This is a genomic window from Herbaspirillum rubrisubalbicans, from assembly GCF_003719195.1.
GTDB classification, from domain to species: Bacteria; Pseudomonadota; Gammaproteobacteria; order Burkholderiales; family Burkholderiaceae_D; genus Herbaspirillum; species Herbaspirillum rubrisubalbicans.
Window position 1 is genome coordinate 1422652 of sequence record NZ_CP024996.1, and the last position, 23720, is coordinate 1446371.

Here is a 23720-nt window from a genome sequence, read left to right on the forward strand (position 1 = left end):
TTATTGCGAGAAGGGATAACGTCTGGGTATGTCCCAGACGCTCGAGGGCAGCAAGGGCATCGCATAGGAGATGCGCGCCGGTCCCGGCATCGAATGCAAGGAAGCCTTGGCTTCCCACTTGCCCGGCGTGCCTTGGGTGATCCCGGCACTGTTGATCTGAATGAAGGAGCCGCCAGCCGAGATCATCACTTCATCCTTGGCATGGATTTCCACCCGCCCACTGGTGGAGAGCAAGCGCGCCACCTTCTCGGCAATCAAGTCCAGGTCATCACTCTGGGCTTGCACTTCCACCTTGCCCTTGGCGGCAAAGAGCTTGATACCGAGCTGGCAGGCGAACAGGCTGATCTTCTCAGCTACGCTGGCGAGCAGGCTTTTGCCCACGGCGAGATGGGTATCCGTCCCCGACGACAAGGTCACTTCAGCGCCTGCGTGAACATGCGTACCCTTGGGTGTGGTCAATCCGATCCCGGCCGGGGATGCCGCCAGCAGTACGGGCTCCTTGAAACGATTGGCCAGCGCCTGGGCCGGATCATCGTATGGCTCTTGCGTGGCACGGATGAAGTCATTCAAGCCATCCTGCCGCGGCAGGGCTTGCGCGCCGGCTTTCGCGGCGATGTCCGACAAGGTCTTGCTCAACGCTGCACCGGCCTTCAGTTGCGCCGTGGCTTCGGTGGTATCCAGTTGTGCCCCTTGTGGTCCGGGCCGTCCATAGGTGCTGATGTACAAGCCCTTGTGCGTGATGATGGCGCCATAGGCATCGCTCTTGAGCGCGAAACCGGCACCGTAGAAGTCACGCCGTTCGTTGCCGACCTGGTGGACCAGATGGCCCAGATCGAGCCGGGCATGGGTATGGCTGCTGTAGAGATGCAGGCGGTTCTGCTGGTGGCTGTCATCCATCACCAACTGGTTGAAGCCGTCTCCTCCGAACTCCTTGGACTTGAGGCCGGAGAGCCGACCATTGCTGTGCCATTGCGGCCGCTGCTCCTCATTGAAGAGACGTCCGGTCACGACCGGGCGATCAGGATCGCCGTTGAGGAAGGAGACGATGACTTCCTGTCCTATCCGCGGCACGTTGATGGCGCCCCAGTATTGGCCGGCATTGGGGTAACTCACCCGCACCCAGCACGAGGCGGCTTCATTGCCGGGATTGATCCGGTCCCAGTGGAACTGGACCTTGATGCGATTGAGGTGATCGGTATAGACCTCTTCGCCGCCCGGCCCCACGACGATGGCCGTCTGTGGATGCAGGAGTGGCTTGGGATGCGTGCGCTCACTGCGAAACGGCAGGCTGCGCCGCTGCACCTCAAAGCGATTGAAGCAGTGACCGGTGTGCTGGTTGTCCGCTGCTTCACTTTTCTGCGCGCGTCCTATCGATGCCTTGAACTGCGCCAGCACAGCGCTCAGGCTGCCCGGAAAATCCAGCGCCTGATGCGACAAGGGCAGGTTGTTCTCGATGAACCAGTCGATGGCGATGATCATGTACTGCCGCTCGCTCTCGGCTGCGGCTTTATGCTCAGGATGGCCATCCAGCCTGAACCAGCGTCCGCAGGCGATCTCGCGCACGCCGGAGATGGCATGGTAGCGCTGCATGGCCGACTCCCACTGTTCCACCCGCAGGTCGGCCTGGCGGTTGCCTTGTTCCTGGTTGGCATGGCTGTAGGCGCCGGTGTATTCGTAGATTTCCAATTGGCCCGGCAACTGGCCGTGTTCGGGCAGGACGTGTTCTTCTGCGCCTTTTTCTTGGCGGGGGGATTTGTAGTCGTCGGTGCGGCTGCGCCACCGGCTGGAGGCGAGATGGCGATGGGCGCGCCAGTGCAGGATCTTGTCGAGTTCGTCTTGTGGACCGGCGCCGTGGAAGGCGATGGCGTGGCGGGCGAGCGGGCGCAGGCTATAGCTGTTGTCGGTGATGACCAGGACGTGTGCGCTACCGTCTTCCTTCTGCTCGTGATGGGCAAACCAGCCTTCTTCTTCCATCAGCCTCTGGACGAAATGCCAGTCGGTTTCGTACTGGGTGCAATAGGAGCGGGCCAGTGCCGGTCGCTCCAGCGCGAAACGGTAATGGCCCCGGGCCTGGGGATGGCAATCGAAGATGTCGGCGAGGATGTCTTCGGCGGTCTTGTCTTGCCAGATGCGGGCATCCTTGCGAAAGCGCAGGAAGTGCAGCCAGGGGGCGATGCCCAGCTGGCAGAAGGCGAGTTCGCCGTCGCTGCCCAGGCGTTCTGCGGTATGGACATAGCCATGTATCGGCAGATAGTCGCGTGTGTTCTGCCTGATCCAGAGCGTGACGGCTTGCGCGATCAATGGTTTGAGGTCGAGGTCGGAGCGGGTGGCCAGCAGATCGATGGTGTAGTCGTAGCCGTGGCTCAGATGGTCGGTGGCGACCAGGCGTTGCGGCAGGAGGAGGTCTTTTTCGAGAGGGGTATCCAGCTTGAGTAGCCGGTCATGCTGCGCAATGCGCGCCTGGGAACGAGATGAAGCTTTCTGCAAGGGGGGAGCCATGCCGGGCGGTTTCCACTGAGAGATTGTGCAATCCCGGACACGCCAGTGAACAAGCTGGACAAGCTCGCGGCAGGTGCTCTGGCGTGCCTGCGCGAGGTGCTTGCATGAGGAAAGTCCCGGATGCGGCCAAGGCCCGTGGGTGCATCAACATAGCAGGGGCCCCGGGCGACGAAGGCGTCAGTCTCCGATGCGCGGGGCGCTTGCTCAATGGAAGGATTTCTATTTTTCCTGCCAATCAGCAGGGATGTTTTGCTGAAAAATCAGTCTGTTGTGATGGACCGATTTTTTTAAGAGCCAGGGCACTCAGGCGTCCAGACCGAAGAGCCGATCCAGACCCTTGAAGGTGGCTTCCCTGGTCTTGAGGTCATCGCTGCGCAGGCCGCGTTAGCGGCGCAGGTATTGCGCCTCCGGCAGGGACTCTCAACGCACCGCATAAGCCGCCATGAACGTCTCCACCGCACGTCCAACCATGCGCTTGAGGCGTGGGCGTGAAATGGATGTTTCCAGCCCCAGCATCATGGGCGTCACGGTCTCACAGTCGAGCAGGGCCCAGAGTTGACGGGTGGCCAGCATGGGGTCACCCTGGCGCAGCTTTCCTGCATCCATCTGCTTCTTCATGAAAGCGGCCATGCGCTGCAAGCCCTGCTTGGGGCCTTCCTCGTGGAAGCGGCGGCCGATGTCGCTGCGACCGGATTCGGCCAGGATCATGCGGCGTGTCTGCAGGCTGCTGGTCTGACACAGGAAGCTGACGGCTTTCTCTCCGAACATGCGTAAAGTTGTTTCAAGATCCCCGCGCTGATTGTCCAGCGCATCAAAGGCCGGCTCGATCTCTTTTTTCGCCTCCTGGTGCATCACGCCCACGAAGAGCTCTTCTTTCGATTTGAAATAGGCATACAGCGTGCCCTTGGAGCCGCCGATGCGCGCCGAGATTTCGGCCATGGAGGCGCCTTCGAATCCCGATTCCTTGAATACCTCGGCAGCCGCCGTCAGGATGGCTTCGCGCTTGGCTTCGGTCTTTACCCTCATTTACATGTCTCCTGTTGTGTTTTCGCTCACGTCTCTTTTTCGTACAGATGTGTTCAGTATTGCTTGACGCGCCGAAAGGTGTCAACCAATAATACCGTACAGTTCAGTATCGTTATAAACCCATCTTCCCTTTTCGAAGGAGTCCTTCATGCGCACTTCCCTCATCCTAAGGCCCGTCGCCGCAGTGGCCATCCTCAGTGTTCTCAGTGCCTGCGGCAAGCCGCCGGGTGGGCCGCCACCGGCCGCAGGTACGCCGGTGCTGGGTGTCTTGACGGTGCGCACACAACCGGTGGAGTTGCATACCGAGCTGCCTGGCCGTACCTCGCCCTACCAGATCGCCGATGTGCGCCCTCAGGTTGGCGGCATCATCAAGTCGCGTAGTTTCCGCGAGGGGAGCGATGTCAAGGCCGGGCAGATGCTGTATCAGATCGATCCGGCCAGCTACCGGGCCGCCTATGACAGCAGCGTGGCGGCCCTGGCCAAGGCCGAGGCCAGCGTCAAGACGGCGCGTCTGAAGGCGCAACGCTACAAGGAACTGGTGGCCATCAAGGCCGTCAGTCAGCAGGATTACGACGATGCCGTGGCTTCCTTGGGCGAGGCCGAGGCTGATGTCGGTTCGGCCCGTGCCAACGTGCAGACCAGCCGCATCAACCTGGACTATGCCCGCGTCGATGCCCCCATCTCCGGGCGTATCAGCAAGTCCAGCGTGACCCCGGGGGCACTGGTGACGGCCAGCCAGACCACTGCGCTGACCACCATTCAGCAACTCGACCCCATCTACGTGGACGTGACCCAGTCCAGCACCAATTGGCTGGATCTGAAGGAAGCCCTGGCCAAGGGCCAACTGCAGAAGTCCGGCAACGGCGCCAAGGTCAGGTTGATCCTGGAAAACGGTCGCACTTATGCCGAGGAAGGCCGGCTGCAATTCTCCGACGTGACGGTCAACCAGGATACCGGCGCAATCACCCTGCGCGCGGTCTTCCCCAATCCCAAGGCCGACCTGCTGCCGGGGATGTATGTACGTGCAGTGTTGGAGGAGGGCGTGCGCCAGCAGGGCTTGCTGGTGCCGCAACAGGCGGTGAGCCGGGATGGCGCCGGCAAGCCGCAGGCCTTCGTGGTCAATGCGCAGGGCGTGGTGGAACAGCGCGCGCTGGTGACCGATCGCGCCATTGGCGACCAGTGGCTGGTGAGCAGCGGCTTGAAGGAGGGCGATCAACTGGTGGTCGATGGCCAGCAGCAGGCCACCCCCGGTGCAAAGGTGAAGGTGGTGCCATGGTCGCCCAAGGCCACGGTGACCAACGCCAGCGCCAGCGCCGCCACCAGCGCCGCGACCCACTGAAAGGCGGATATCGACCATGGCTCGCTTTTTCATTGACCGCCCCATCTTCGCCTGGGTGCTCGCCATCATCGTCATGCTGGCCGGCGCCATCTCGGTGCTGACCCTGCCCATTGCCCAGTATCCGGCCATCGCGCCACCGGCCATCGCCATCACGGCCAACTATCCCGGCGCCTCCGCCAAGACGCTGGAAGACACCGTGACCCAGGTCATCGAACAGAAGATGAAGGGCCTGGATCGCTTGAGCTATATGGCTTCCACCAGCGAATCTTCGGGCACGGTGACCATTACGCTGACCTTCGAGAATGGCACCAATCCCGACACTGCCCAGGTGCAGGTGCAAAACAAGCTCTCGCTGGCCACGCCCCTGCTGCCCACGGAAGTACAGCAGCAGGGCATCACCGTGACCAAGTCGGCCACCAACTTCCTCAATGTGCTGGCCTTTACCTCGGAAGATGGCAGCATGAGCGGATCGGACCTGTCGGATTACGTGGCCGCCAACGTGCAGGATGCCATCAGCCGGGTGCAAGGCGTAGGCGATACCACGCTCTTCGGTTCGCAATATGCGATGCGCATCTGGCTTGATCCCAACAAGCTCAATAGCTATGCCCTCACGCCGTTGGACGTGAAGAACGCCATCCAGGCGCAGAACGTGCAGGTGTCGTCGGGTCAGTTGGGTGGTTTGCCGGCGGCCGAGAATCAGCAGATCAATGCCACCATCACCGCTCAGACCCGCTTGCGCACGGCCGATCAATTCCGCAACATCGTGCTGCGTACGCTCACCGGCGGCGCGCAGGTCAAGCTGCGCGACGTGGCCCGCATCGAACTGGGTAGCGAAAGCTATACCTCGGTGGGACGCTACAACGGCAAGCCTGCCGCCGGCCTGGCCATCAAGCTGGCCACCGGAGCCAATGCGCTCGACACCGTCAAGGCTATCGATGCACGCGTGGCCCAGCTGGAAAAATTCTTCCCGGCCGGAATGAAGGTGCAGAAGCCCTATGACACCACGCCCTTCGTGCGCATCTCCATCGAAGAAGTGGTGCGCACCCTGGTCGAAGCGGTGGTGCTGGTGTTCCTGGTGATGTACCTGTTCCTGCAGAATTTCCGCGCCACCCTCATTCCCACCATCGCCGTGCCGGTGGTGTTGCTGGGTACCTTCGGCGTGCTGGCGGCCTTCGGCTTTACCATCAATACCTTGACCATGTTTGCCATGGTGCTGGCCATCGGTCTGCTGGTCGATGATGCCATCGTGGTGGTGGAAAACGTCGAGCGGGTGATGTCCGAAGATGGCTTGCCGCCCAAGGAAGCCACCCGCAAGTCCATGGGCCAGATCACCGGCGCGCTGGTGGGCGTGGCGCTGGTGCTGGCGGCGGTGTTCGTGCCGATGGCTTTCTTCAGTGGCTCCACCGGGGTGATCTATCGCCAGTTTTCCATCACCATCGTCTCGGCCATGACGTTGTCGGTACTGGTGGCCATCGTGCTCACGCCGGCCCTGTGCGCGACCCTGCTCAAGCCGGCCGCCAAAGGCCATGCACTGGCCACCAGCGGTTTCTTCGGCTGGTTCAACCGCCAGTTCGATCGCGGCAATCGCCGCTACCAAGGCGTCGTGCGCCACATGCTGGGCCGCGGCTGGCGTTATATGGCCGCCTATGCGGTGCTGCTGGCGCTGGTGGTGACCGGTTTCATGAAGCTGCCGGTGGGCTTCCTGCCCGATGAAGACCAGGGCTCGCTGTTTGCCATCATGCAGTTGCCTGCCGGGGCGACCAAGGCCCGTACCGATGACGTGATCCACCAGGTCGAGCATCATTTCCTGGTGGACCAGAAGGATGCGGTGGCGGGGGTGTTCTCGGTCTCCGGTTTCAGCTTCGCCGGCAGTGGCCAGAACATGGGCTTTGCCTTCATCAAGCTCAAGCCCTGGGATGAGCGCAAGGGGCCGGGCTTGTCGGTGACCGATGTGGTCAACAAGGCCGGTGCCGCGTTTGCCAAGATCCGCGATGCCAAGGTGTTTGCCTTTGCGCCGCCGGCCGTAGCCGAGTTGGGCAATGCCACCGGGTTCGACCTGATGTTGAAGGATGAGGCCAACCTTGGCCACGCCGCCCTCATGCAGGCGCGCAACCAGTTGCTGGCGACGCTGACAAAGGACAAGCGGCTGGTGGCGGTGCGTCCCAACGGCCTGGAAGACACGCCCGAATTCCGCCTGCAGGTCGATACCGAGAAGGCCGGTGCGCTCGGTGTGTCGATGTCCGACATCAATGACACCATCGCTACCGCCTGGGGCAGCAGCTACGTCAATGACTTCATCGACAAGGGACGGGTCAAGAAGGTGATGCTGCAGGCCGATGCGCAATACCGTATGTTGCCCTCCGACCTCGACCGCTGGTACGTGCGCAATAGCGCCGGCACCATGGTCCCCTTCAGTGCCTTCTCCAGCGCCCACTGGATGTCCGGTTCGCCACGACTGGAGCGCTACAACGGCGTGCCGTCCATGGAAATCCTGGGCATGGCCTTGCCGGGCGCGGCTTCCAGCGGCCAAGCCATGGACATCGTCGAGGCTGCGCTGGCCAAGATGCCGCCGGGCATCGGCTATGAATGGACCGGGTTGTCGCTGCAGGAAAAGGCGTCCAGCGGCAAGACCGGGATCCTCTATTCGATCTCGATCCTGATCGTGTTCCTGGCGCTGGCAGCACTCTATGAAAGTTGGGCAGTGCCGTTCTCGGTGATCTTGGTGGTGCCGTTGGGGGTGTTTGGCGCGCTCGTCGGCGCTATCCTGACCTGGAAGATGAATGACGTGTACTTCCAGGTGGGGCTGTTGACCACCATCGGCCTGGCCTGCAAGAACGCCATCCTGATCGTGGAATTTGCCAAGGATCTCTACGAACACGGCAAGAACCTGGTGGAGGCCACCATGGAAGCGGTGCGGATGCGTCTGCGTCCGATCCTGATGACCTCGATGGCCTTCATTCTCGGCGTCTTGCCGATGGTGCTGGGTAGTGGCGCCGGAGCCGGTGCGCAGCACGCGCTGGGCACGGCGGTGATCGGCGGGATGCTCTCGGGCACGTTGCTGGCGATCTTCTTCGTACCGCTGTTCTTCGTGATCATCATGAAGCTGTTCGCCCGCAAGCCACACGCCGCCCCGCAAGGCCAACCCGCGATCTCTACGGAGCACTGACATGAATTTTTCCCTGACCCGATCGGCCCGTTTTCAGCGTGACCTCCAGCCTCAGCCCCGTGCGCGCCTGCTGCCCCTGTTGCTGGCCGTGCTGCTGGGCGGTTGCACCCTGATGCCGGACTATCATCGCCCTGACGCGCCGGTGGCCGCCCGCTTTGCCGGCGACACCAGTGCGCCTGCGGCCCAGTCCGCGGCCGTGGCCGACATCGGCTGGCGTGACGTCTTCACCGACCCGGCCTTGCAGCAGGTCATCGCCATGAGCCTGGCCAACAACCGCGACCTGCGCGTGGCCGTGCTCAACATCGAGAAGGCACGCGCTCAGTATGGGGTCGAGCGCGCCGCCCTGTTCCCCACCATCAATGCCGCCACCAGCGAATCGGCCAGCCGCACGCCGGCCGATCTGTCCACCACCGGCAGCGCGCTGACGGCCCGCAGCTATAGCGCCACGCTCGGTTTCAGCGCCTATGAACTGGATCTGTTTGGACGCGTGCGCAGCTTGAAGGAACAAGCCCTGCAATCCTTCCTCTCCACCGCCGAGGCGCGTCGCAGCACCCAGATCAGCCTGATCGCCGAAGTCGCCACGGCCTGGTTGACACTGGCTTCCGACCAGGATCGCCTGCGCCTGGCCAAGGACACGTTGCAAAGCCAGAGCGCCACCTACCAGCTCACCCAGCGCAGCGTCGAACTGGGCTCTTCCTCGGCGCTGACCTTGCGCCAGGTGCAGACCAGCGTGGAGAGCGCGCGTGTGGATGTGGAGAGCTATACCGCCCAGGTCGACCAGGATCGCAATGCGCTGGTGCTGCTGGTGGGCAAGGACTTGCCCGATACCTTGCTGCCACATGGCTTGCCCGATACGGCCCTGGCCGCCGCCAGCCCCTTGGCGACGCTGCCGCCCGGGCTGCCGTCGGAACTGTTGCAGCGTCGTGCCGACATCGTCCAGGCCGAGCGCGACCTGAAGGCCGCCAATGCCAACATCGGGGCCGCGCGCGCGGCCTTCTATCCCAGCATCAGCCTGACCGCCGATGCCGGCACTGCCAGCGCGCGCCTGGCGGGCCTGTTCAAGGGCGGCTCGGGATCGTGGAGCTTCGTGCCGCAGATTTCGTTGCCGATCTTCGATGGCGGGGCCAATCGTGCCAACCTGGACATTGCCACCATCAGCCGCGACATCTCCGTGGCCCAGTACGAGAAGGCCATCCAGACTGCCTTCCGCGAAGTCTCCGATGCCCTGGCCCAGCGCAACACCCTGGGACGGCAACTGGCCGCGCAAGAGTCGCTGGTAGAGGCCAGCGGCGCGGCCTATGACCTTTCGCAGGCGCGTTTCAAGAGCGGCGTGGACAGCTATCTCGATGTCCTCGATTCGCAGCGCAGCTTGTATTCGGCGCAGTCCAATCTGATCGGTACCCGCCTGTCGCGCTGGACCAATCTGGTGACCTTCTACAAGGTCCTGGGTGGCGGCTGGGTCGAGCGTACCGGCACGCCCGTAGCCAGCGACGTGGCAACGGCACAGCCATGAGCCCGCGCGCCGACAAGACCCGCGCCATCCTGCTCGACGCCGCGCTGGCGGCCTTCGCACGGCGCGGCGTGCGGGCCACCACGCTGGAGCATGTGGCGGCCAGTGCGGATTTCACGCGCGGTGCGGTGTACTGGCATTTCCCGGACAAGACCGCGCTGGTCAAGGCGGTCTTCGAAGAGCTGGTCTGGCCGTTTGACCTCGGTCCCGATCTGGCGGTCTATCGCCAGAGCGAGCAGCCCATGCTCCTGCTGCGCGAGGTGCTGTGGCTGAAGATGCTTGATTGCCTGCGCGATGTGCGCCAGCGGCGGCGCATGGAAGTGGTGCTGCGCTATCGCGGCACGCCCGAGCTCCCCGAGGAACTGGCCGCGCGCCTGGACACCCTGAGCCTGCAGGCGCTGGATCATCTGACGGCGGTCCTCAACATCGCCTACGAAAGAGGCGAGTTGCGGCGCGGCTTGACGCCTATTGATGTGGCGCGTTGTCTGGTGGCGGCTTGCATGGGTGTCATTGCCGAGCACATGGAAGATCCGCAGGCGCGCCTGGAGCACTCCTTTCACCTGGCGCCTCTATTGGTGCTGCAAGGCGCCAGTGCCATGGGGGGCGAAGAGGCCTAGGGCCTGCCGCCCATGGAAATAGCGTAGGGATGGTTTGCCGATTCGGCAATCACTGCTTCGAAAACTTGTACTTGTGGCAAACCACACGCAAGCTTAGGATGCATTGACGAATCGGCGGCAGGGGCTCGCCGTCGCACCGCAAGGGGAGCTTGATGGAGGCTGCAATCACGAAGTCCAAGGGTGAAGGCAAGTACAAATACCTGGTACTGGTCTTACTGTATCTGGGATGGTGCGTTTCCTACATCGACCGCGCGGCGATCACCTTTGCGGCGACCCAGATCGCCAGCGAATTCCACTTGAATCCCTCCGACCTGGGCCTCCTGCTCTCCAGTTTCTTCCTCGGTTATTCCTTGCTGCAATTGCCCGGTGGCTGGCTGGCCGACCGTTATGGTTCGCGTCCGGTGATCGTGGTTTCCATCCTGATGTGGTCCATCTTCACCGGCGTGACCGGCATGGCCTGGTCGGTCACCAGCCTGGTGGTGATCCGCTTCGTGTTCGGGGTGGGCGAGGGCGCGTTTCCGGCGGCCAGCATCAAAGGCGTGGCCGAGAATTTTGCGCGTGAGGAGCGGCCCAAGATGTCTTCGCTGCTGATCTCCTCCAACTACATCGGCAGCATGTTGGCGCCGCTCTTGATCGCGCCGCTGATCCTGCATTTCGGCTGGCGCAATGTGTTCCACACCATCGGCATTGCCGGGCTGGTATTTGCGCTGGTGTACTGGTTCTGCGTGCGCCCGGTCAAGCCTGGTCTGGATGGCCCCAAGGCCATCAACAAGGCGGCCTTCGCCGCGCTGCTCAAGATGCCGCTGATGTGGAAGATCGTGGCGGTGTGGTTCGGCCTGTCCATCATCAACAAGGGCCTCGACAGCTGGATGCCGACCTACCTGATGACCGTGCGCGGCCTGAACCTGAAGACAGTGGGCCTGTTGCTGCCGTTGCCCTACATCATGGCCGGCCTGTCCACTGCCATCGGCGGCTGGGTCATGGTGCGTTTCTTCGATGGCCGCGAAAAGCTGCTGTTGATTGCCTCCTCGCTGCTCACGGCGGTCTTCGTCTACTGCATGTATACCGCCAGCAGCGTCGAAGGCGTGATCGCCTGGCAATGCCTGGCCTACTTCTTCAAGTCCTTCGTACTGGCGACCTGCATCGCGCTGCCGACCAAGCTGCTGCAGGCGCAACTGGTGGGCAGTGGCGTGGGCATGGTCAACCTGGGCGGACAACTGGCCGGCTTCATCTCGCCGCTGGTGATCGGCTTTTTGGTGAGCGCCTTTGCCAACTATGACTATGCGTTCGGCTTCCTGATCAGTGCCGCCCTGTTCTCGGTGGTGGTGAGCCTGTTCATCCGCACCAGCAAGACCAGCGCCCAGATGCAGCCCGCCTGAATCAACAAGATCAACAACAAGGAAACCCATGCAAGACTCCATCGTCGAAAAAAGCGCAGTCGAACTGCGGCAACTGATCGGTAGCAAACAATTGTCCCCGGTCGAATTGCTGGACGCCTGCATCGCCCGTATCGAAGACATCAACCCGCACATCAATGCGGTGACCGCTACCTGCTTCGAGCGCGCTCGCCAGGAAGCGCGTGCCGCCGAGCAGGCCGTGCTCGCTGGTGGCCCGCTGGGTCTGCTGCATGGGTTGCCCATCGGCATCAAGGATCTGGAAGAAACCGAAGGCCTGCTTACCACCTATGGCTCGCCGATCTATCGTGGCAATGTACCGACCCACGACAATGCGCTGGTAGCGCGTCTACGTGCGGCTGGTGCCATCGTCGCCGGCAAGACCAACGTGCCCGAGATGGGGGCGGGCGCCAACAGCCGCAATACGGTCTGGGGCGCTACCGGCAATCCGTTCAATCCCTTGCTCAACGCCGGTGGTTCCTCGGGCGGCTCGGCGGCGGCCTTGGCGGCCGATTTGCTGCCGCTGTGTTCGGGCTCCGATACCGGCGGCTCCTTGCGCATCCCGGCGGCCAAGTGCGGCGTGGTGGGTTTGCGTCCTTCGCCGGGCCTGGTGCCCAGCCAACGCAAGCCGCTCGGTTGGACCCCCATTTCGGTGGTCGGCCCGATGGGACGCGATGTGGCCGATACGGTGCTGCAGTTGCGCGCCACCATTGGCCTGCATGACAGCGATCCCTTGAGTTATCCGGTCAGCGCGAGCGAGTTTGCTACCTTGCCACCGGTGGATCTGTCGCAGTTGCGCATCGGCTATACCGAGGACTTCGGCGTGTGCGACGTGGATGACGGCATCCGTCAGGTGTTCCGCAACAAGATCGCCGCCATCAGCCGCTTTGTGCAGGTGTGCGAGCCGGTGCAGGTGGACATGGGCGAGGCCCATCGCGCCTTCGATGTGATCCGCGCCGAAGCCTTCGTGGCCGGTTTCGAGGCCGCCTATCGGCGCGACCCGGCTTCACTGGGCCCCAATACCCGCGCCAACTACGAGATGGGTGCGGCTATGAGCCTGCAGGACTGCGCCTGGGCGCAGGGCGAGCAGACCCGCATCTTCCGGCGCTTCCAGCAACTCTATGAACGTTATGACCTGATCCTCTCGCCGACCACGCCGGTCTCGCCCTTCCCTTGGAGCGAGCTGTACTTGAAGGAGGTCAATGGCGTGGCGCTGGAAAATTATTATCGTTGGCTGGCGTTGACCTATGTGGTCACGCTGGCGACCAATCCTGCCATTTCGCTGCCGTGCGGTCGCGATCATCGCGGAATGCCCTTCGGCTTGCAGGTCACTGGTGCGTTCCGCCGCGACGCCCGCCTGCTGGCCTGGGCGGCGGCGCTGGAGCAAGCCTTTGCCGGCGACGACGCGCTGCGTCGGCCGCGCCCGGACCTGGCGCAATTGAAGACGGTCCAGGCGCCGCTGACTTCCATCGTCACCCATCCGCCCATCCTGGATGGGCAGGTGGTGGGTGTGGTGGGTGGTCCTGCGGTATAAAAATCTAAATTATGTTTAATATTTAAATAAATTCACTTTTACAGACCATCACTGAAACGACATGAGCCCAATCCAACGCTTCAATACCAATGCCCGCATGAGCCAACTGGTGACCGCCAACGGCTTCGCCTTCGTCGCTGGCCAGGTGCCCAACAATGCTGGCGCGCCCATCCCGCAACAGGCCAGCGAAGTGCTGGCCAAGATCGATGCGCAATTGCAGGCCCAGGGCATCGGTCGGGAGCGCATCGTCAGCGCCAATGTGTGGCTGTCCAGCCCGGAGCATTTCGCGGCCTTCAATGCGGTGTGGGATGCCTGGGTGCCGGCTGGCCATGCGCCCACCCGTGCCTGCGTGCAGGCGCTGCTGATGGCGCCTGGCCTGGATGTGGAAGTGGCGGTCATTGCCGCCCTTTGAGTCCGCTGCAAGGAGCATCGGCATGAATGAACAGGGCAGCGTCGACTACCTCATCATCGGTGCCGGCATTGCCGGTGCCTCCATCGCCTACTGGTTGGCGCGCCATGGCAGCGTGCTGCTGGTGGAGCGCGAATCGCAACCGGGCTATCACAGCACCGGCCGCTCGGCCGCGCTCTACATGGAAAGCTACGGTCCGCCGCAGGTGCGGGCGCTGACCTGCGCCAGCCGCGCCTTCTTTGATCATCCTCCCGCGGGATTTGCCGAGCATCCGCTGCTCACGCCCCGCGGCGCGCTGTTCTATGCCACCGAGGCTCAGCGTACGGAGCTCGATGCGCACGAGGCGCTGGTGCGCTCGGTCTCGGACAAGGTACAGCGGCTCGACGCCCAACAGACGCGTGCCATGGTGCCGGTGTTGCGTGCGCAAGACCTGATCGGCGCGGTCTACGAGGAAGATGCCAGCGACATCGACGTCCATGCCCTGCACCAGGGCTTCCTGCGCGGGGCGCGTGCGGCCGGGGCGCGGGTATTGTGCAATGCCGAGGTGCGGTCGATTGAACGGGAAGAGGGGGAGCGCTGGTGCGTGCAGACCAGCCAGGGCAGCTTGCGCGCCCGCGTGGTCATCAATGCCGCCGGTGCCTGGGCCGATGACATCGGTCGCCTGGCCGGGGCCGCACCCATCGGGCTGCAGCCCAAGCGTCGCTCGGCCTTCACCTTTGCCGCACCAGCCAATAGCGAACACTGGCCCATGTTCATGCCGGTCGATGAATCCTTCTACATCAAGCCCGATGCCGGCCTGCTGCTGGGCTCGCCGGCCAATGCCGATCCGGTGCCGCCGCAGGATGTGCAGGCCGAGGAGCTCGATATCGCCATTGCCATCGACCACATCCAGAACGCCACCACCCTGGAAATACGCCGCCCGGCACATGTCTGGGCTGGCTTGCGCTCCTTCGTGGCCGATGGCAGTTTCGTCGGCGGTTACGATGCCAGTCTGCCCGGGTTCTTCTGGGCGGCCGGGCAGGGGGGCTATGGCATCCAGTCTTCACCTGCAGCCGGCGAAGCCTATGCCGCGCTGATCCGGGGCGAGCCGGTGCCGCCGCATATCGCCCGTTTCGGCGTGGAACAGGCGGCTTTGAGTCCCAAGCGTCTCATGTGAACGATTCTTCCGGCAGGGGCGCAGCGACGCCCCTGTTCAAGCCCACTTTCTTGTCGACATGAAGGAAAGCGACCGAATCTCATCCCACGCCTCCATCGCGTCCACCAGCTTGTGCAGCATCTGACCGGTCAGGCGGTCGAGCAGGCTGGCGTGGTCCTGTTCATCTCTCTGGTCGGTCCTGCACGCGGCACACAAGAGGCCACCCTGGCGCTGAGGGTGACTACGCCTGCGGCATTGCCTTCATACGGGATCTTCAGTGCACGCACATCATCGACCACCTTCTGGGCCAGCCTATGGGCGCCGGCCAGGTCGGTGTCGGGCAGCAGCAGGACGAACTCCTCGCCGCCATAGCGTGCCGCCAGGTCGCCGTGGCAGCGCTGTGCGCTGCGCACGGTGCGAGCGATATCCTGCGGGCAGTAGTCCCCTTGGATATGACCGTACAGATCGTTGTACTTCTTGAAGAAATCGACATCGAACATCACCAGCGATAGTGCGCTCTCGCTGCGGCTGGCGTGTTGTAAGGCCAGTTTCATTAGATTAATCAAATTAATCATTTTATTTTAATCCAACAGCCGGTTGATTTCCTTTATCGCAAGATGGGCAGCCTTCAACTCTGACTAAATTTGATATGTATTAATCCGCTGTTGCTTTTTTGGTTTCTACCTATTTTTTTTGTGTTGCACTCAGACATTGCTTCTGGACTGGATTTACGCATGAAAATCACCGTTGTTTCTCGCGTGTCCGTGGTCTATCTGTTAACTATGGCGTAAAAAAGAGACGATTTTTACGTGGAAAAACATTTTTGATGAATTCAATAAATAAATCGTTTATATTCTGTTGAACCGCAGATGCCGGGGGGCATTGTTGCGGAACGGATTTCTTGGGTTGGTTCTGCTGTAAAACGAACATAGGGGTGGGATATGAAAATCAGGGATATCAAGATCAGCGTTCGGCTCGGCGTGTGCTTTGCCGCATTGATCGCAGTGATGTGCGTCATCGCGGTGGTCGGGGTGAAAAGTCTGTGGGTGGTCAGCGACGCCACCGATGAAATCGTCAGTGACCGCTATGTCAAAGTGGCCTTGGTCAACCAGATCGGCGAGAAGGTCAACACGGCTGCACGCGCCTTGCGTAACGCCATCATCGCGCCTGACCAGGCAACTGCGGACAAGTATGTCGAGCGTGCGGTGAACAACACCCGCGAGGTGAACGACCTCATGGCAGATCTGGAGAAGCGCCTCAATACCGCCAAAGGCAAGGAAGTATTCGTCAAGTTACAGGAAGCACGTTCCAGCTATGCCAAGCCACGCGACAAGATCATAGAGTTGATTCGCCAGCGGAAAACGGCTGAAACCACCGACTACCTGTTCAAGGAAGTGATTCCGGCCCAGGACAAGTATTTCGCCGCGCTCAAGGACATGACCACCTTCCAGGTTGCGATGATGGAGCAGGGCGTAGCCCAAAGCGATGCAGCCTCTGCTAATGCGGTCAATACGATGGTGGTGTTGTCCGCAGTGGCGGTGTTGCTGTCGGTGCTGGCTGCATTCCTGATCACCCGTTCCATCACCCGTCCGCTCAATGAGGCCGTGCAAGTGGCCACCGCCGTGGCCGCAGGCGACCTGACGGTGCAGATCGCTGCCACCTCCAAGGATGAAACCGGTGTGCTGCTGGCGTCGCTCAAGGCCATGAACGACAATCTGCATCGCATCGTCTCGCTGGTGCGCGAGGGGACCGATACCATCAATACGGCTTCTTCTGAGATCGCCACCGGCAACCTGGATCTGTCTTCGCGCACCGAAGAGCAAGCCGGCGCTCTGGAAGAAACTGCCTCGGCCATGGAAGAACTGACCTCCACCGTCAAGCAGAATGCCGACAACGCGCGTCAGGCCAATACCCTGGCCGAGACGGCCTCGCAGGTCGCCATCCAGGGCGGCAGCGTGGTCAGTGAAGTGGTGCAGACCATGGGCCAGATCAACGATGCCTCGCGCAAGATCGTGGACATCATCAGCGTGATCGATGGCATCGCCTTCCAGACCAATATCCTGGCCTTGAACGCGGCAGTGGAAGCAGCGCGGGCCGGTGAGCAGGGACGCGGCTTTGCCGTGGTGGCTTCCGAAGTGCGCACCCTGGCCCAGCGCAGCGCGGCCGCCGCCAAGGAAATCAAGGGGCTCATCGATACCTCGGTGGAGCGCGTCGATAACGGCAGCCGCCTGGTCGAGCAGGCCGGTAATACCATGGAAGAAGTGGTGGCCAGCGTCAAGCGCGTCACCGATGTGGTGGCCGAGATCACGGCGGCCAGCGGTGAACAGAGCGATGGCATCGAGCAGATCAACCAGGCCATCGTGCAGATGGATGAAGTGACCCAGCAGAATGCCGCCTTGGTGGAAGAAGCTGCGGCGGCAGCGCAATCCCTGCAGGAACAGTCGGGGCGCCTGGTGGAGACGGTCAGCATCTTCAAGCTGAGCAGCCATGACCAGCAGCGTGCTGCAGCTCCTGCAGCCGCACCGCGTACCCAGCGCACAGTGGATGTCACGCCACGGCCCGCCGCCTTGCCGCGCAAGCCGGCCGCCCGACCCAGTTCTGCCGCCAGCGCGCCGGCCAGCCGACCGACCATGCAGGCGGCAGCCGCGGTCGATGGGGATTGGGAGCAGTTCTGACGCAGCCTTGCGCGTAAGCGAAGCGCGTCCTTAGGGCGCGCTTTTTTTTGCGATGGGGGAGGGTGGGGCTAGGTCAGCGTGATTCCCTTCACCCGCGCCAGGCGTTGCAGCGCCTCCTCCAATGGCAGTCTTGCCTGGCCGGCGGCGATGCACAGGGCGCGGTGCAGTTCGGCTTCTTGCTCGGATTCATCTTCGCACTGGCGGCTGTAGCGTTCGAAGCCGATCAGGGCGGTCAGCAGTTCGGCCAGATGGCGCGGGCATTCACATTGCATCTGGTCGGATTGTTCCGAAATGGCGGCCAGCGTGCTTTCACTGAAGCGCGGCGCGGGCAAGCTCTCTTCCGCGCTGCCCAGGATATGGGCCGTGGTGGGTAACGGTACCCGCTTGAGCAGATCGCACAGCCACTCCACGTCGATGCCATCCATGGCCTTGCGCACCAGGCGGTGACCAGCCTGGACCAGGCGCGCCACCATCTCGGGCGAACCGAAGCGGTACAGGATCACCACCGGCACCTGGATGAAGGAGTGATGCAGGCTGTCCAGGCGGTCTTCCAGGTCGTGGCCCAATACCGCGCTTTCCAGCACCAGCAGGTCGGCCTCGAAGGCCGGCAGGTCCAGTTCTTCCAGGGTTTCCACGGCAGCGGTGATGCTGAACTGCTGCTGCGTCAATGCCTGGCGGCTGGCCTTGGTGGAAATCCATGGGCCTACCAGCACCAGGCGCGGGACTCTCATGCCGCCGGTGGCCATCGTCGAGGGCGGCGCTGCGTGCTCGGCGGGCAGGCTTTGGGCCAGCGCCTGCAAGTCCTGCGGCGTCAGCGTGGCCAGCTTGCCGATGCGGTGGCCGGCATCGCCCAGCTTCTTGATCCAGCCCAGGCGCTGCAGGTCTTCCTGCGAATACAGGCGCTGCCCGCCGCCACTGTGCTGCGAGGAGGTGAGACCGTAGCGATGCTCCCAGGCGCGCAAGGTCTCCACCGACATGCCCAGTTGCCGCGCCACGGCGCCGGGGCGCAGCAATGGCAGGTCGGACAGGTCGGGGCTGTCCTCGGTGGGCAGGGGCTTGCTGGTCATTGTCATCTTTCTATTAGAAAAATATTTCAAAATGTACGGATATTTTTTGATGATATCCGTTCAAAGACGTTGCGTATTGATGTTTATCATGCAAAACCTAGGAAATATCTGTTTGTTTTTGTGATTTTTATCAGTATGTCACGCTTTTGCGGGAATGTGAAACACCAAGAACAGAACAAGAGCCGGCGTGATTCCTCCCGTCCTGTACGGGCTGCCGGTCCCCAGAGAAACCTTGCTGTCCCCCGGAAAGAACCATCATGACTTTATCGAACCTGAAAATCGGTACCCGTCTTTATATCGGCTTCGGATTGGTTGCGGCCATCCTGGTCCTCCTGGTCAGTGTGGCCTATGTCAATTTTGCGCGCTTGGGTGCGGCCAATGACATGAACGACCACAGCTATGAAGTCCGTGCAGAAATGCGCTTGATGCTGGAGAGTCTGATCAACATCGAAACCGGTGCGCGCGGCTTTGCCCTGACCGGTGTGGAGGCTTCGCTGGAGCCGCTGCAACAGGGGCTGGCCGGCTTCAAGGAGCATTATGAAAAAGCGCGCCAGTTGACTGCTGACAATTCCGCCCAACAGCAACGCCTGCAACAGGTGGCCGATGCCCAGCAGCGCTGGATGAGCACGGCCATCGAGCCCGCCATCGCCTTGCGCCGCGCCGTGCGTGAGGGGCGCGAGGAGATGGGCAAGCTGGTGGCCCTGGCTCAGAGTGGTCGCGGCAAGACCGAGATGGACAATATGCGTGCCGTCTTCGCCGACATGGATCGCGCTGAAAGCCAGTTGCTGCAGCAACGCAGTGACGCCGCGGACCAGTTGGAGGCCCTGACCGGCAAGACTCTCATCATCGGCGGCATCATCTCGGTGATGCTGGCCATGCTGCTGGCCTGGTGGCTGTCCAATCACATCACCCGCCCGCTGGCCGTGGCGGTGCGCCTGGCGCGACAAGTCGCCGGGGGCGACCTCAGTGCGTGTATCGAGGTCACCAGCCGTGATGAAACCGGAGAACTGCTGGCTGCCTTGCGTGATATGAATGCCAGCCTGGTGCGTATCGTCTCCGGCGTGCGCCGCGGCACCGACATGATCGCCACCGCTTCGTCCCAGATCGCCAGCGGCAACCTGGACCTGTCCTCGCGCACCGAACAGCAGGCCAGTTCGCTGGAAGAAACCGCTTCCTCGATGGAAGAACTCACCTCCACCGTGCAACAGAACAGCGCCAATGCGCGCCAGGCCAATCTGATGGCACAGGCTGCTTCGGATATCGCCAGCAGTGGCGGCGGGGTGGTCAGTCGGGTGGTGCAGACGATGGAAGAAATCAATGCGTCCTCGCGCAAGATCGTGGACATCATCAGCGTGATCGATGGCATCGCTTTCCAGACCAATATCCTGGCGCTCAACGCTGCAGTGGAAGCGGCGCGGGCCGGTGAGCAGGGGCGCGGCTTTGCGGTGGTGGCCACCGAGGTGCGCAGCTTGGCGCAGCGTTCGGCGGCAGCTGCCAAGGAGATCAAGGCCTTGATCAGCGACTCGGTGGCCAAGGTGGAGTCGGGCAGCGTGCTGGTCAATGAGGCGGGTGACACCATGCGCGAGATCGTCGATAGCGTGCAACGCGTGACCAGCATGATCAACGAGATCAGCGCAGCCGGCGAGGAGCAACGTAGCGGTATCGAGCAGGTCAGTCAGGCAGTGGGCCAGATGGATCAGGTCACGCAGCAGAATGCGGCGCTGGTGGAAGAAGCAGCGGCGGCCTCGCAATCGCTGCAGGAGCAGGCGCAGGAGCTGGCGCAGGCGGTGAGCATCTTCCGCCTTGATGCCCAGGCTGAACAGGCGCCCCTGCAAAGCACCTCCAGCGTAGTGCCTCTGGCCAAGACTCCGGCCGTTGTCCCGGCACCGACCGTTGTCCCGGCACCGGTCAAGTCGCGCAGGGAGCCACGTCAGCCACGCCTGGCCGCACCCATGAGCGCAGGTGCGATGAGCGGCGCCTCCGACGACTGGGTTACTTTCTGATTCGGCCTAGCCCATGCACGCAGATATCCTCCGATTCGAGACCCCATGGATGGGGCCCTTCCCGCAAGCCGATCAAGCCGTGCAGGAACAACATCGCCTGGCCATGCTCGAGACCTATTGCGTGCTCGACACCCAGCCCGATGTATTGTGCGACATGGTGACTGAACTGGCGGCCACACTGTTCAAGACCGAGATCGCGCTGGTGTCGCTGGTGGCCGAGCATCGCCAGTGGTTCAAGTCACGGCGTGGCCTGGAGGCGGAGGGCACGCCGCGTTCTCAATCCTTCTGTAGCCACGCCATCGAGCAGGAGCAGGTGATGGTGGTGCTCGATGCCACCCAGGATGCGCGCTTTGCCGACAACCCGCTGGTGACCGGCGCGCCAGGCATCCGCTTCTATGCCGGTGCCCCCTTGCTGGCCAGTGATGGCTTGCGCCTGGGCACGCTGTGCCTGATCGGCAAGTCGCCGCGCGCGCAGTTCAGCGCGGCCGAGGCCCACACGCTGGCGCAGTTGGCGGCCATCGTGATGGCCCGCCTGGATAGTTTGCGCGTGTCCAGTTACGTCGATAGCCTGACCTCGCTGCCCAATCGCAGCCGGCTGCTGGTCGACCTGCAAAGCCTGCAGGCCTTGGCCGGCAGCAGCGAAGTCTTTTCCGACAAGCTCACGGCGGTGGCCGTCGACATCTGTGATCAGGTCTACCTGGGCGACATGATCAAGGCGCTCGGCTGGGATTACGTCGAGGGCTTTCTGGTACAGGCCACGGAACGCTTGCGCCAGGCGCTGGGCGAGGTTGCGCTCTATCGCATCGGCACCACCAGCTTTGCCTACCTGGAGCGCAACGAGCGCTGGCAAGAGCAGGCGCGGCAGGTCGAGGGCGCCTTTGCGCGGACGGTGGAGCATCAGGGCATTCCGCATCATCTGGAGGTGTCGGTGGGCATCGTGCCGCTGTCGCAATGTACCGATGCCGATGAACTGGTGCCGTCGTTGCTGACGGCCACCGATGTGGCGCGCGAATGCGGCAGCCGGCGATGCCATTATGAACAGCCCTTGGGGCAGATGCAGAAGCATAGTTTCGAACTGCTCTCGGCCATTCCTGCGGCGCTGTTTTCCTCCGACCAGCTATGGCTGGAGTTCCAGCCCAAGGTAGGTCTGTTGTCGGGGCAGTGCGCCGGGGTCGAAGCCTTGTTGCGCTGGCGTCATCCGGTGCATGGAGTCGTTTCGCCGGGGCTGTTCATTCCGCTGGCCGAAAAGAGCGCGCTGATCCGCCAGGTGACCTTGTGGGTGCTGCAGCATGGCATCGAACAGGCCGCCGCCTGGGCGCGCCAGGGGCGAGCCATTCCGGTGGCCATCAATGTCTCGGCGCGTGATTTCGACAATGACGACCTGGTACAGACATTGGCCGCGCAGTTGCACCGGCATCGCCTGCCGGCTGGTCTGATCGAGATCGAGTTCACCGAAAGCGCGATGAGCAAGCATCCCGAAAAGCTTTACAGCAAGATCCAGGAGATCAAGCGCCTGGGCGTAAAGGTGGCCATCGATGACTTCGGTGCGGGCTTTAGCAACCTCAGCTACCTCAAGAATATTCCGGCCGATTACCTCAAGATCGACCAGTCCTTCATCCGCAACATGGAAAGCAATTATTCCGACCAGCAGATCGTACCCTCGATGATCCATCTGGGACAAAAGCTGGGCTTCGCCGTGGTGGCCGAAGGGGTGGAGACCGAGCGCTGCCGGCGCATCCTGCAGCACCTGGGCTGCGAGTATGGACAAGGTTATGGCATTGCTCGCCCGATGTCGGCCGCCGATACCTGGGACTGGATCGCGGCGCGCGATTGAGCTGCAGTTCAGTCCTTGGTGCTCAGTACGCCATGAGCAGCGGCAGTGGCATGGTTGTCAAGATATTCACCTAGGCCATGTACCAGTGCCTCGAACACCTTGCTGCAGCGGAGGTGGTGGCGCAAATCTTCATGCATGACTACCCAGGTCTCCAGCGGCAGGTTAAATTCCTGCGCCAGTAACCGTGTCAACGGCGGCGTGCGTGCCGCCAGCGGCGCTTGGCAGATGCCAATGCCGGCGCCGGCGCGGATCAGGCTCAACTGGGCCAGGTCGCTGTCGGTGCGCAAGGCCAGATGGGCCGGGTCCAGTTGCGGCCAGCGCTGCACCAGCGTACGCAGCGCCGGGCTCATGCGATCCGGGCCGATCACGGTGTGGCGACGCAGGTCATCCATGCAACGAGGCAGACCGTAACGCTTGAGGTAATCGCGAGCGGCGTGCAGACCGCAGTCGACCGTGCCGATACGGCGCGCAATGAGGCGCTCCTGGTGCGGGCGTACCATGCGCACGGCGATATCGGCCTGGCGATGCAGCAGGTCTTGCACATCGTTGCTCAACACCAGCTCCACCCGCAGTTCCGGGTAGCGTTGCCGCAGCGATTTCAGGATGGGTGGCAGCACTTCCATCCCCATCACTTCACTGGCGGTGAGTCTGACGGTGCCGCTGATCTCCTTGCTGTGATCTGCCGCAGTGCGTTGGGCAGCTGCGGCGATGCTTTCCATTGCCTGCGCGTGCGGCAGCAGCGCCTGGGCTGCGTCGGTGGGCTGCAGACCGGTTTGCGAGCGGGTGAACAGGCGCGTCTTCAAGCTCGCCTCCAGCGCCTGGATCTGCCGGCCCAGGGTCGGCTGCGCCAGGTCCAGTACGCGCGCCGCGCCTGAGAGAGAACCTTCGCGCATGACGTGGAGGAAGGAGCGGTACAGGGTCCAGTCGGTGTTATCCATGTTCGTGGTGGCTATGCATTTTTGTATGGTAGATAGTCATGTTCATGCAATTTTATTCTTCCTGATCTTACCCTAGGATGGCAGCAGTTCAACCAGACCAAGGTAGGCAGAAATGATCGATCAGGCTCAAACGGTACCGCCGGGGGCGGCAAGGGATGGCGTGCGCTGGCTGTTGCGCGTCGAGGGCTTGTTGATACTGGCTGTGGCGGTGAGCGCCTATGCGCATAAGGGACAGGACTGGCGAGTGTTCCTGGCAGCCTTCCTGCTGCCCGACCTGGCCCTGCTGGGTTACCTGGGCGGGCCGCGCATCGGCGCGGTGTGCTACAACAGCCTGCACAGTAGCGTGGGGCCCTTGGTCTGCCTGCTGGCATCCACCCTGGGCGGACCGCCACTGCTCTTGCCCTTGGCCCTGATCTGGCTGGCTCATATCGGCTTTGACCGGACCTTGGGCTATGGCTTGAAGTATGAGGATGGGTTTGGCTTCACCCATCTCGGGCAGATCGGAGCGATGGAGCACATCGTCCGCAAGCGCCACCTGACGCGACCCTGACAGCCGTGCCAGGCTTGCGATGAG

General features: G+C 62.4%; 17 protein-coding genes. 12 read left to right on the plus strand and 5 right to left on the minus strand.

What is annotated here, in order from left to right; genetic code table 11:
* On the minus strand, window positions 1-2499 hold the full coding sequence (locus tag RC54_RS06330) for a type VI secretion system Vgr family protein (RefSeq protein ID WP_061789790.1): 2499 nt from the start codon (window positions 2497-2499) through the stop codon (window positions 1-3).
* A gap of 420 nt (window positions 2500-2919) precedes the next feature.
* Window positions 2920-3525, minus strand: coding sequence for a TetR/AcrR family transcriptional regulator (locus RC54_RS06335; protein WP_058894640.1), 606 nt, complete (start codon window positions 3523-3525; stop codon window positions 2920-2922).
* 148 nt (window positions 3526-3673) lie between these two features.
* Here RC54_RS06335 and RC54_RS06340 point away from each other — a divergent pair, with 148 nt between their 5' ends.
* The 8 genes from RC54_RS06340 to RC54_RS06375 all read left to right on the plus strand — a co-directional run bounded on the left by RC54_RS06340 (window position 3674) and on the right by RC54_RS06375 (window position 14650).
* Complete coding sequence (locus RC54_RS06340) at window positions 3674-4864, plus strand: efflux RND transporter periplasmic adaptor subunit (RefSeq protein ID WP_061789791.1); 1191 nt, start codon at window positions 3674-3676, stop codon at window positions 4862-4864.
* 16 nt (window positions 4865-4880) lie between these two features.
* Window positions 4881-8030, plus strand: a complete 3150-nt coding sequence (locus RC54_RS06345; RefSeq protein ID WP_061789792.1) for an efflux RND transporter permease subunit — start codon at window positions 4881-4883, stop codon at window positions 8028-8030.
* A gap of 1 nt (window position 8031) precedes the next feature.
* Window positions 8032-9543 carry an AdeC/AdeK/OprM family multidrug efflux complex outer membrane factor gene (adeC, locus tag RC54_RS06350; RefSeq protein ID WP_082803137.1) on the plus strand — a complete coding sequence of 504 codons (1512 nt, stop codon included), beginning with the start codon at window positions 8032-8034 and terminating at the stop codon, window positions 9541-9543.
* Complete coding sequence (locus RC54_RS06355) at window positions 9540-10157, plus strand: TetR family transcriptional regulator (protein ID WP_058894643.1); 618 nt, start codon at window positions 9540-9542, stop codon at window positions 10155-10157. Before adeC ends, RC54_RS06355 begins: the two co-directional genes overlap by 4 nt.
* A 152-nt stretch (window positions 10158-10309) precedes the next feature.
* The gene (locus tag RC54_RS06360; protein WP_061789793.1) at window positions 10310-11536 is read left to right on the plus strand and encodes an MFS transporter; all 1227 of its coding nucleotides are present in this window, start codon (window positions 10310-10312) and stop codon (window positions 11534-11536) included.
* Between the two features lie 28 nt (window positions 11537-11564).
* Entirely contained in the window at window positions 11565-13085 is a 1521-nt protein-coding gene (locus RC54_RS06365; protein WP_058894645.1) for an amidase, read from the plus strand.
* Window positions 13086-13146: 61 nt separating this feature from the next.
* Window positions 13147-13497: a RidA family protein gene (locus RC54_RS06370; RefSeq protein ID WP_058894646.1), complete on the plus strand. Its 351-nt coding sequence runs from the start codon at window positions 13147-13149 to the stop codon at window positions 13495-13497.
* 22 nt (window positions 13498-13519) lie between these two features.
* Window positions 13520-14650, plus strand: a complete 1131-nt coding sequence (locus RC54_RS06375; RefSeq protein WP_058894647.1) for an NAD(P)/FAD-dependent oxidoreductase — start codon at window positions 13520-13522, stop codon at window positions 14648-14650.
* A gap of 128 nt (window positions 14651-14778) precedes the next feature.
* Here the strand turns inward: RC54_RS06375 and RC54_RS06380 are convergent, their stop codons facing one another.
* On the minus strand, window positions 14779-15183 hold the full coding sequence (locus tag RC54_RS06380; RefSeq protein WP_231739009.1) for a diguanylate cyclase: 405 nt from the start codon (window positions 15181-15183) through the stop codon (window positions 14779-14781).
* 387 nt (window positions 15184-15570) lie between these two features.
* On the opposite strand from RC54_RS06380, the gene RC54_RS06385 reads away from it, so the two are divergent.
* Window positions 15571-17304: a methyl-accepting chemotaxis protein gene (locus RC54_RS06385; RefSeq protein WP_061789794.1), complete on the plus strand. Its 1734-nt coding sequence runs from the start codon at window positions 15571-15573 to the stop codon at window positions 17302-17304.
* Window positions 17305-17372: 68 nt separating this feature from the next.
* Here the strand turns inward: RC54_RS06385 and RC54_RS06390 are convergent, their stop codons facing one another.
* Window positions 17373-18371: a MerR family transcriptional regulator gene (locus RC54_RS06390; RefSeq protein WP_061789795.1), complete on the minus strand. Its 999-nt coding sequence runs from the start codon at window positions 18369-18371 to the stop codon at window positions 17373-17375.
* A gap of 257 nt (window positions 18372-18628) precedes the next feature.
* Between RC54_RS06390 and RC54_RS06395 the strand changes: the two genes are divergently transcribed.
* Both RC54_RS06395 and RC54_RS06400 read left to right on the plus strand, forming a co-directional pair.
* Window positions 18629-20374 (plus strand): methyl-accepting chemotaxis protein, encoded by a 1746-nt coding sequence (locus RC54_RS06395; protein ID WP_061789796.1) that lies wholly within the window; start codon window positions 18629-18631, stop codon window positions 20372-20374.
* Between the two features lie 13 nt (window positions 20375-20387).
* A complete protein-coding gene (locus RC54_RS06400; protein WP_058894651.1) occupies window positions 20388-22208 on the plus strand; it encodes a sensor domain-containing phosphodiesterase in 1821 nt (606 codons plus the stop codon).
* An 8-nt stretch (window positions 22209-22216) separates the two neighbouring features.
* Here RC54_RS06400 and RC54_RS06405 read toward each other — a convergent pair whose 3' ends face one another.
* Complete coding sequence (locus RC54_RS06405; protein ID WP_061789797.1) at window positions 22217-23146, minus strand: LysR family transcriptional regulator; 930 nt, start codon at window positions 23144-23146, stop codon at window positions 22217-22219.
* 112 nt (window positions 23147-23258) lie between these two features.
* On the opposite strand from RC54_RS06405, the gene RC54_RS06410 reads away from it, so the two are divergent.
* Complete coding sequence (locus RC54_RS06410) at window positions 23259-23696, plus strand: DUF4260 domain-containing protein (RefSeq protein WP_061789798.1); 438 nt, start codon at window positions 23259-23261, stop codon at window positions 23694-23696.
* Window positions 23697-23720: the final 24 nt, after the last annotated feature.